Annotated in this window: 7 protein-coding genes; 5 read left to right on the top strand and 2 right to left on the bottom strand. The window is 74.2% G+C overall.

All coding sequences use genetic code 11. The annotated features are described in order from the left end of the window. A partial coding sequence (locus AC6H2I_RS22710; RefSeq protein ID WP_497503027.1) for a tetratricopeptide repeat protein occupies window positions 1-1,229 on the bottom strand: 1,229 nt, incomplete at its 3' end. A gap of 117 nt (window positions 1,230-1,346) precedes the next feature. Further along, on the bottom strand, window positions 1,347-2,495 hold the full coding sequence (locus tag AC6H2I_RS22705; protein ID WP_497503026.1) for a PQQ-dependent sugar dehydrogenase: 1,149 nt from the start codon (window positions 2,493-2,495) through the stop codon (window positions 1,347-1,349). A gap of 308 nt (window positions 2,496-2,803) precedes the next feature. Between AC6H2I_RS22705 and AC6H2I_RS22700 the strand changes: the two genes are divergently transcribed. The 5 genes from AC6H2I_RS22700 to AC6H2I_RS22680 all read left to right on the top strand — a co-directional run bounded on the left by AC6H2I_RS22700 (window position 2,804) and on the right by AC6H2I_RS22680 (window position 8,626). Next, the gene (locus AC6H2I_RS22700) at window positions 2,804-3,694 is read left to right on the top strand and encodes an isocitrate lyase/PEP mutase family protein (protein WP_497503025.1); all 891 of its coding nucleotides are present in this window, start codon (window positions 2,804-2,806) and stop codon (window positions 3,692-3,694) included. 38 nt (window positions 3,695-3,732) lie between these two features. Beyond that, window positions 3,733-4,728, top strand: a complete 996-nt coding sequence (gene dctP / locus AC6H2I_RS22695; protein ID WP_497503024.1) for a TRAP transporter substrate-binding protein DctP — start codon at window positions 3,733-3,735, stop codon at window positions 4,726-4,728. A 56-nt stretch (window positions 4,729-4,784) separates the two neighbouring features. Beyond that, on the top strand, window positions 4,785-5,405 hold the full coding sequence (locus AC6H2I_RS22690) for a TRAP transporter small permease (RefSeq protein WP_497503023.1): 621 nt from the start codon (window positions 4,785-4,787) through the stop codon (window positions 5,403-5,405). Then, window positions 5,402-6,685 carry a TRAP transporter large permease gene (locus AC6H2I_RS22685; protein WP_497503022.1) on the top strand — a complete coding sequence of 428 codons (1,284 nt, stop codon included), beginning with the start codon at window positions 5,402-5,404 and terminating at the stop codon, window positions 6,683-6,685. Before AC6H2I_RS22690 ends, AC6H2I_RS22685 begins: the two co-directional genes overlap by 4 nt. A gap of 87 nt (window positions 6,686-6,772) precedes the next feature. Next, window positions 6,773-8,626, top strand: a complete 1,854-nt coding sequence (locus tag AC6H2I_RS22680; protein ID WP_497503021.1) for an ABC transporter ATP-binding protein — start codon at window positions 6,773-6,775, stop codon at window positions 8,624-8,626. Window positions 8,627-8,706 lie beyond the last annotated feature (80 nt).

Raw genomic sequence — 8,706 nt, 5'->3', positions numbered from 1 at the left:
CGCCGCGCCGCCGCGCCGGCCGCGGCCGCATCGCCCAGCATCAGCCGGGCGCGGCCCAGCACGGCCCAGCCGTCGCCGTCGCCGGGCCGCGCCGCCAGCGCCCGCCGCAGCGCCGCCACCGCCTCCGCCGGCCGTCCGGCGTGCGCCCGGGCCCGGCCGAGCTGGCCGAGCGCCAGGGGATGGCCGGGGTGGAGGACCAGCGCCCGGGTCAGCGCGCGCTCGGCCGCCACGCTGTCGAACAGGTCGTCCTCGACGCTGCCGAGGTTGAGGTGCAGCGCCGCCGCCGCCGGGTCCAGGGCGAGCGCCCGGTGGTAGACGGCGCGCGCCGCCACCGGCTTCTCCGCCGCCTGCAGCGCCGCCCCGAGGTTGAGCCGCGGGTCGCCCGCCGCCGGGTCGCGGTGCACCGCCCGCCGTCCGGCCGCCACCGCGGCCTGGACACGGCCCTGCTGGCGCAGGGCGACGCACAGGTTGGTCCAGGCCCCGCCGTCGCCTGGGTCCAGGGCGAGCGCGGCGCGGTGGGCGGACGCGGCCGCCGCCGGCGTCCCGGCGCCGTGGCGGGCCAGCGCCAGCGCCGCCCACAGCGCGGGGTCCAGCGGCTGCAGGCGGACGGCGCGCGCGTACGCGTCGGCCGCGGCGGCAGGGTGGCCCAGGGCGCGCCACGCCTCCGCCTCCTCCAGGTGGGCGCGCTGCAGGTCGGGGCGCAGCCGGGCCGCGCGCGCCGCCATCGCCGCGGTCGCCGCGCCCCGGCCGAGCCGGCGCTGGGCCATGGCCCGGTCGAAGGTGGCGCCGAGGTCGTCGGGGACCAGGGCCAGAACCCGCCGATAGAGGCCCTCGGCCCGCGCCGCGTCGCCGGCGTCGAACACGCGCTCGGCCCGGGCGCGCAGCAGCGGCGCCAGCAGCGCCGCCGCCTCCGTCAGGTCGGGCTGGCGGGCGAGCGCCGCGCACAGGCTGTCGGCCGCCGCGTCGCCACGGCCCAGCGCCGCCTGCAGCTTGCCGCGGTTGAGATGGAAGGTCGCCGCGCCGGGGTTGCCGGCGACGGCGGCGTCGAGGTGGGCCAGTCCTTCGGCCGGCCGGCCGGACTGCGCCATCACCACGCCCAGCAGGTGGTGCGCGTCGGGCTGGCCCGGAACCGCGGCCAGGATGCGGCCGAGCAGGGTCTCCGCCTCCGCGGGACGGCCGCCGAGCAGGTGCTCCAGCGCGGCCGCCAGGGCTTCGGGCACGGTGGCCATGGGTGGGACGATCCGCCGGGGTTGCGCGCCGGCCACCTTCCGCGCTTTGCGCGCGCCGTGTCAACAGCAACGGCCCGAGCAACGGCCCGACAGCGTTGGCCAACCGGTGCGGAGCGGTCAGCGGGTCGCCGCGCTGTCCCCGTCCGGGCTGAGGCGCAGCACCGCGCCGTCGTCCTCGTCGGTCAGGGCGTACACCAGCCCGTCGGGCCCCTCCACCACGGCGCGGATGCGGGCGCCCAGGTCGAGGCGCTCGACCTCGCGCACGGCCGGGCCGTCGGCGTCGACACGGACGATGGACTGGGTGGAGAGCCCGCCGACCAGCAGGTCGCCCCGCCAGTCGGGAAAGCGGTCGCCGGTGTAGAAGGTCAGGCCCGAGGCGGCGATCACCGGCGTCCACTGGAGGAGGGCGTCGGTCAGCTCCGGCCGGGTCGGCGGGTCGGGGATGGCGCCGCCGCTGTAGTGGTCGCCCCAGCTCACCAGCGGCCAGCCGTAGTTGTTGCCGGCCTCGGCCACGTTCAGCTCGTCGCCGCCGCGCGGCCCGTGCTCGACCTCCCACAGCGCCCCGGTCTGGGGATGGATGGCGGCGCCCTGGACGTTGCGGTGGCCGTAGGACCAGATCTCCGGCAGCGCGCCGGCGCGGCCGACGAAGGGGTTGTCGGCGGGGATGGCGCCGTCGCGCTCGATGCGGACGATGGCACCCAGGGTGTTGGAGAGGTCCTGGGCGGGGTGGAACTTGGCCCGCTCGCCCAGCGTGATGTACAGCCGTCCGTCCGGGGCGAAGGCGAGGCGGGAGCCGAAATGGTTGCCGCCCTGCACCTTGGGGCGCTGGCGGAAGATCACCTCCACCGCCTCCAGACGGTCGTCGGCGAAGCGGCCGCGGGCCACCGCGGTGCCGGCGGCCCCGCCCTCGCCCGGCTCGGCGTAGGACAGATACACCAGGCGATTGTCGGCGAATCCGGGGTCCAGCGCCACGTCCAGAAGCCCGCCCTGGCTGCGCGCGTACACCTTGGGCACGCCGGCCACCGGCTGCGACACCACGCCTTGCGGCGTCACCACGCGCAGGCGCCCCGGCCGCTCCGTCACCAGCATGCGGCCGTCGGGCAGGAAGGCCATGCCCCAGGGGTGCTCCAGCCCGGTGGCGACCGTCTCCACCCGCACCGGACCGGCGGCGGTGTCGAGGCTGCGGGGATCGGCGCAGGCGGCCGTGGCGTGGGCCAGCAGGGCCAGCAGGGCGGCGGTGGTGGCGAAACGCGGTGCGATCGGCATGGGTCGCGGTCCCCTCGATGTGGCGTCCCGGTGTCGGCCCCACAGAGTCGTGCCGTGGACGGCACCGTTCAAGGCGGCCTGGCCCTTTGGCCGGGCGGCCGCCACGATCGGCAATGCCGAATGGCAGACTCGCCGTCGAGGCGGGGTAACGCCGGTGTTGAGTTCGGTTCGCAAGCTGCTATACGGTCCAGCAAAACAAACGCCGCCGTACGGCGTCATCAGGAAGGGGGATCCACCCTGCGCCGCCGGGCGCCGGGGCCGGGTACCGTCGCCCGATGGCGCCGCGGCCCCAGGAGACGCCCCCGCCCATGCGCCGCACCACCCGCTTCCGCCAGCTCGTCGACTCCCCCGAGATCCTGGTGCTGCCCGGCATCCAGGACGCCCTCACCGCCCGCATCGCCGAGGCGGCCGGGGCCAGGGCCATCACCTGCGGCGGCTACGCGGCGACGGCGGCGCTGCTCGGCGCCCCCGACACCTCGCAGCTCGGCCTGACCGAGCTGGCCGACCATTATGCCCGCATCGCCGACGCGGTGGCCGTGCCGCTGTTCGTCGACGGCGACACCGGTTTCGGCAACGCCACCAACGTCGCCCGCACCGTGCGCGCCTACGAGCGCGCCGGAGTCGCCGGCCTGTTCATCGAGGACCAGGTGTTCCCCAAGCGCTGCGGCCACATGGCCGGCAAGGCGGTGGTCCCGCCCGAGGAGTTCGTCGCCAAGCTGAAGGCGGCGCTGGACGCCCGCACCGACCCCGACCTGGTGATCATGGCGCGCACCGACGCGCTGGCGGTCAACGGCATCGACGACGCCATCGCCCGCGGCCAGCTCTACCGCTCCATCGGCGCCGACATGGTGTTCGTGGAGGCGCCGCGCGACGTCGCGCAGATGCGCCGCATCTGCCGGGAGGTGAACGCCCCGGGCATGGCCAACAACATCGAGGGCGGCCTGACCCCGGTGCTGACCCCGGCGGAGCTGCAGGAGATCGGCTTCGCCGTCTCGGTCTACCCCTGCGCCACAACCTACACCATCACCCACGCCGTCAGCCGCCTGATGCGCGAGCTGGTGGAGAGCGGCACCACCACCGCGGTGCGCGACGGCATGGTCGATTTCGACACCTTCAACGCCTTCATCGGCCTGCCCGAGCAGCGCCGGCGCGAACAGGCCTACGCCGACTTCGCCAGCACCCGCACCGCGGCCGAGTGAGCCATCCAAACAAACCGACCCTGAAGGGAGGGACGCCCATGAAAACGACACCTCTGGCCGCCGCTGCGCTCGCCGGCCTGCTTGCCGGAAGCGCCGGCACGGCGCTGGCCGCCGACCCCGTGGTCATGCGCATCAGCCACCAGCTGCCGCCGGCCCACCACATCGCCCAGCTCGTCGAACAGTTCGCCGCCGACGTCGAGCAGCGCACCGGCAACGCCGTCGACGTGCAGATCTTCGGTTCGTCCCAGGCCTACAAGCCGGAACAGAACCACCCCGCGGTGGCCCGCGGCCAGGTCGAGGCGGCGCTGGCCGTCAACTTCCAGTGGGGCAACACCATCCCCGAGATGAACGTCGTCACCCTGCCCTACTACTTCACGGACCTGAAGCGCATCGAGGCCTTCCCCGGCTCCGAGGCCGCGCGGTTCCTGGAGAAGAAGCTGCTGGACAAGGGGGTGCGGAACGTCGCCTGGTTCTACACGACGCGGCAGAGCGCCTTCACCTCCAGCACCCGGCCGCTGGTGACGCCCGCCGATTTCGAGGGCGTCAAGATCCGCGGCCTGAACAAGCTGGTGGACAACGCGCTGACCGCGGTCGGCGCCGCGCCGGCCGCCATGCCCGGCTCGGAGGTCTACCAGGCGCTGCAGACCGGGGTGATCGACGCCGGGCTCACCGACGTCTCCGCCGCCTACAGCCGCAAGTACTACGAGGTCCAGAAATACGCGACGGTGACGCCGTTCTTCAGCGTCTACTTCCACATGTACGTCAACCCCGCCTGGTGGGATGGCCTGCCCGCCGAGACGCGCACGGCGATCGCCGAGGCCGCGGCCAAGGCCGAGCGCGACGCCATCCCCCTGACCGAGAAGACCGCCGACGACGCCATCGCCGGCCTCAAGGCCGAGGGCATGCAGGTCCACGTCCATGGGCCCGAGGAGGCCAAGGCCTTCGAGGCGGCCATGCAGAAGCCGGTCATGGACGCCTTCAAGAAGGCCTCCGACGACGCCGCGGCCATCATCGAACTGGTCGACAAGCTGTAAGCTCGCGCCCGCCCCGCCCCCGGTCGCCGGGGGCGGGGCGCCCTGCCGGACATCCCATGACCCGCACCCCCTCTCCGGCCGCCCGTCGCGCGGCCGCCCTCGTCGACGGCCTGGCCGCGGTGGTCAGCGGCGCCGCCATGGCCCTCGCCGCGCTGGGCCTGCTGGCCTCGCTGGCCCTGGTCTCCTGGGCGGTGGTCATGCGCTACGCCTTCAACGCGCCCGTCCCGTGGACCGACGAGCTGGTCGGCTACCTGCTGGTCGCCGTGGTCATGCTGGGCGCCGCCGACGCCCTGCGCCGCGGCGAGCACATCGCGGTGGACGTGGTGACCGAGCGCCTCGGGCCGCGGGGCCGGCGCGCCACCGCCGCGCTGGGCATGGTGTCGGTGCTGGCGGCCGGCGTGGCGCTGGTGGTGGATGGGTGGGAGACCGTGGCCTTCACCCGCATGCTGGGGATCGTCTCCACCGGCTACCTGGAGATGCCCATGCACCTGCCCCAGGCCCTGGTGCCGCTGGGCGGCGCCCTGCTGGCGCTGGCCGCCATCGCCGGGCTGGCCCGCATGGCGGTGGGGCGGCCGCCCGTCGACGCGCCCGAGTCCGCCCCCGGCGGCGGCCCGGACGGCGGCCCGGACGGTGGCGCGGATGGCGGCGCGGATGGCGGCGGGGGGGCGCGGCCATGACGTTCCTCCTGATCCTCGCCGGTGTCGTGCTCCTGCTGTTCACCGGCCTGCCCATCTTCACCGGCCTCGGGCTGTTCGCCACCGGGCTGATGCTGCTCACCGAGGGCGACATGGGGGCGCTGGCCGAGATCGTGTTCGGCGAGCTGAACCGCTACCTGCTGGTGGCCATCCCCCTGTTCACCCTGATGGCCCACATCATGATCCGCGGCAAGGTGGTCGACGACCTCTACGGCACCGCCCACACCCTGACCCGCCATCTGCCGGGCGGGCTGGGGGTGGCGACGGTGGCCGCGTGCACCATCTTCGCCGCCATCTCCGGGTCCAGCGTCGCCACCGCGCTGACCATCGGCTCGGTCGCCATCCCGCAGATGATCCGCTACGGCTACGCCCCCCACGCCGCCTACGGCGCGGTGGCGGCGGGCGGCACCCTGGGCATCCTGATCCCGCCCTCGGGGCCGCTGGTGCTCTACGGCGTGATCTCCGACACCTCGATCGGCGGGCTGTTCATGGCCGGGGTGGTGCCGGGCCTGCTGTTCGCCGCCGTCTTCGCCGGCTGGTCCATGGCCACCGCCGGGCGCTCCGGCACGGTGCGGCGGCTGCCGGCGCCGAGCCTGGCGGAGGCCGCCGCGGCGCTGCGCCGCTCGGTGTGGGCGCTGGGCCTGCCGGTGCTGGTGCTGGGGGGCATGTACCTCGGCGTGTTCACCGCCACCGAGGCGGCCGGGGTCGGCGCGCTGGCGGCGCTGCTGGTGGCGGCGCTGGCCTACCGCGGCTTCGGGCCGCGCGACCTCTGGCACTCCGCGGTGGACGCGGCGCGCACCTCGTCCATGCTGTTCATGATCCTGGCGGCGGCCGGGGTGTTCGGGCACGTGCTGACCAAGATGCGCATCCCCCAGGAGATCGTCGCCCTGGTCACCGGGCTGGGGTTCGGCCCGCTCGAGTTCCTGGTGGCGATGATGGCGCTGATCTTCGTGCTGGGCATGTTCCTGGAGACCATCTCGATCATCCTGATCACCACGCCGGTGGTGCTGCCGGTGCTGGGCCACCTCGACATCCACCCGATCTGGTACGGCATCCTGCTGGTCATCAACCTGGAGCTCGCCCTGATCACCCCGCCGGTGGGCATGAACCTCTTCACCATCAAGGCGATCACCCGGGCCCCGCTGGCCCAGGTGGTGCGCGGTGCCGCCCCCTATGTGGTGCTGATGCTGCTGGGGCTGGCGCTGGTGCTCGCGGTGCCGTCCATTGCCCTGTGGCTGCCCGGCACCATGTCCTATCGGTAGGCGGCGGGACCCATCGCACCGTCCGGCGCGTTGCCGGCGGGGCGCCGTCCGGCGCCTTCGCCGCCCGCAGCCCGCCCGGTACGCTCCATGCACGCAGTCTTCGAACGCCTGTTCACCGCCCTGGCCCCCTCGGCGGTGGTCCGCCCGCCCGCCGGGACCGCCGCCTTCTACCGCCACTTCCTGCAGCCGATCCGCGGCCTGCTGGTGGTCACCCTGGCGGTGGCCGGCCTGGCCTCCCTGTCGGAGCTCGCCCTGTACGCCTTCCTGGGCTGGCTGGTCGACTGGATGACCACGGCGCAGCGGGAGACCTTCCTGGAGACATACGGCTGGGCGCTCGCGGGGATGGCGCTGTTCGCGCTGGTGGTCCGGCCGGTGCTGGTGGTCCTGTCGCGCGGGCTGATCAACCTCGCCGTGGTGCCAGCGCTGACCGACGAGATCCGCTGGCGCAACTACCGCTGGGTGCTGCGCCAGAGCCTGTCCTTCTTCCAGAACGACTTCGCCGGCCGGGTCGCCCAGAAGGTCATGCAGACCGGCCCGGCGGTGCGCGAATCCGTCGTCAACGTGATCGACGGGGTGTGGTTCCTGGTGACCTTCCTGGCCGGCACCCTGGTGCTGCTGGGCGGGCTGGACTGGCGCCTGGTGCTGCCGGTGCTGGCCTGGGTGGTGGCGTACGCCGCGGTGATCGCGGTCATGGTGCCGCCGGTGCGCGGCAAGTCGGCGGCCCTGTCGGAGGCGACCTCGGCGCTGTCGGGGCGGGTCGTCGACAGCTACACCAACATCCTCTCGGTCAAGCTGTTCGCCCACGCCGAGCGCGAGGACGCCTTCGTCCACAGCGGCCTGAGCCGCCACCTCGCGACCTACCGCGCGCTGACCCGGGCGATCTTCGACATGACGGTGACCCTGACGGTGATCAACGGCGTGCTGCTGGTGGCAACGGTCGGGCTGACCGTGCACCTCTGGTTGACCGGCGCCGTCGGCACCGGGGCCATCGCCATGACCACCGGGCTGATCGTGCGGCTGACCCAGATGTCCAACTGGATCCTGCGCACGGTGACCGCGCTGTTCGAGAACGTCGGCACGGTGCAGAACGGCATGGAGACCATCGCCCGGCCCCACGCGGTGACCGACGCCGCCGCGGCCGCCGATCTCGCGGTGCCGCGCGGCGCCATCCGCTTCGAGAACGTGCGCTTCCACTACGGCAAGGCCGGCGGCGTCATCGACGACCTCAGCCTGGACATCGCGCCCGGCGAGAAGGTCGGGCTGGTCGGCCGCTCCGGCGCCGGCAAGTCGACCCTGGTCAACCTGCTGCTGCGCTTCCACGACCTGGAGGGCGGGCGCATCCTGATCGACGGCCAGGACATCGCCGGCGTCACCCAGACCAGCCTGCGCGCCCACATCGGCATGGTGACCCAGGATACCGCCCTGCTGCACCGCTCGATCGCCGACAACATCCGCTACGGCCGCCCCGAGGCCGGCGACGCCGAGATGGCGCGCGCCGCCGAACTGGCCGAGGCCGCCGGCTTCATCGCCGACCTGCACGACCCGCAGGGGCGGCGCGGCTACCAGGTGCTGGTGGGCGAACGGGGGGTGAAGCTGTCGGGCGGACAGCGCCAGCGCATCGCCATCGCCCGGGTGATCCTCAAGGACGCCCCCCTGCTGATCCTCGACGAGGCCACCTCGGCGCTGGATTCGGAGGTGGAGGCGGCGATCCAGGGCCAGCTCGCCGCCCTGATGCGGGGCAAGACGGTGATCGCCATCGCCCACCGCCTGTCGACCATCGCCGCCATGGACCGCCTGGTGGTGATGGACCGCGGCCACATCGTCGAGGAGGGCAGCCACCACGAGCTGGTGGCCCGCGGCGGCCTCTACGCCCGGCTGTGGCAGCGCCAGTCCGGCGGCTTCCTCGACCTCGACGGGGAGACGGCGCGCCGCTCCGCCTGAACCGCCCGCCCGCGCGGCGCCCGTCTGCCCCCCGCCGGCGGCACTGGTCGCCGCCGCCGCCGCGGCGGATACTGGGGCGT

It is taken from the genome of Azospirillum sp. NS33 (assembly GCF_059703765.1).
This window is presented reverse-complemented; position numbering and strand designations above follow the sequence as displayed.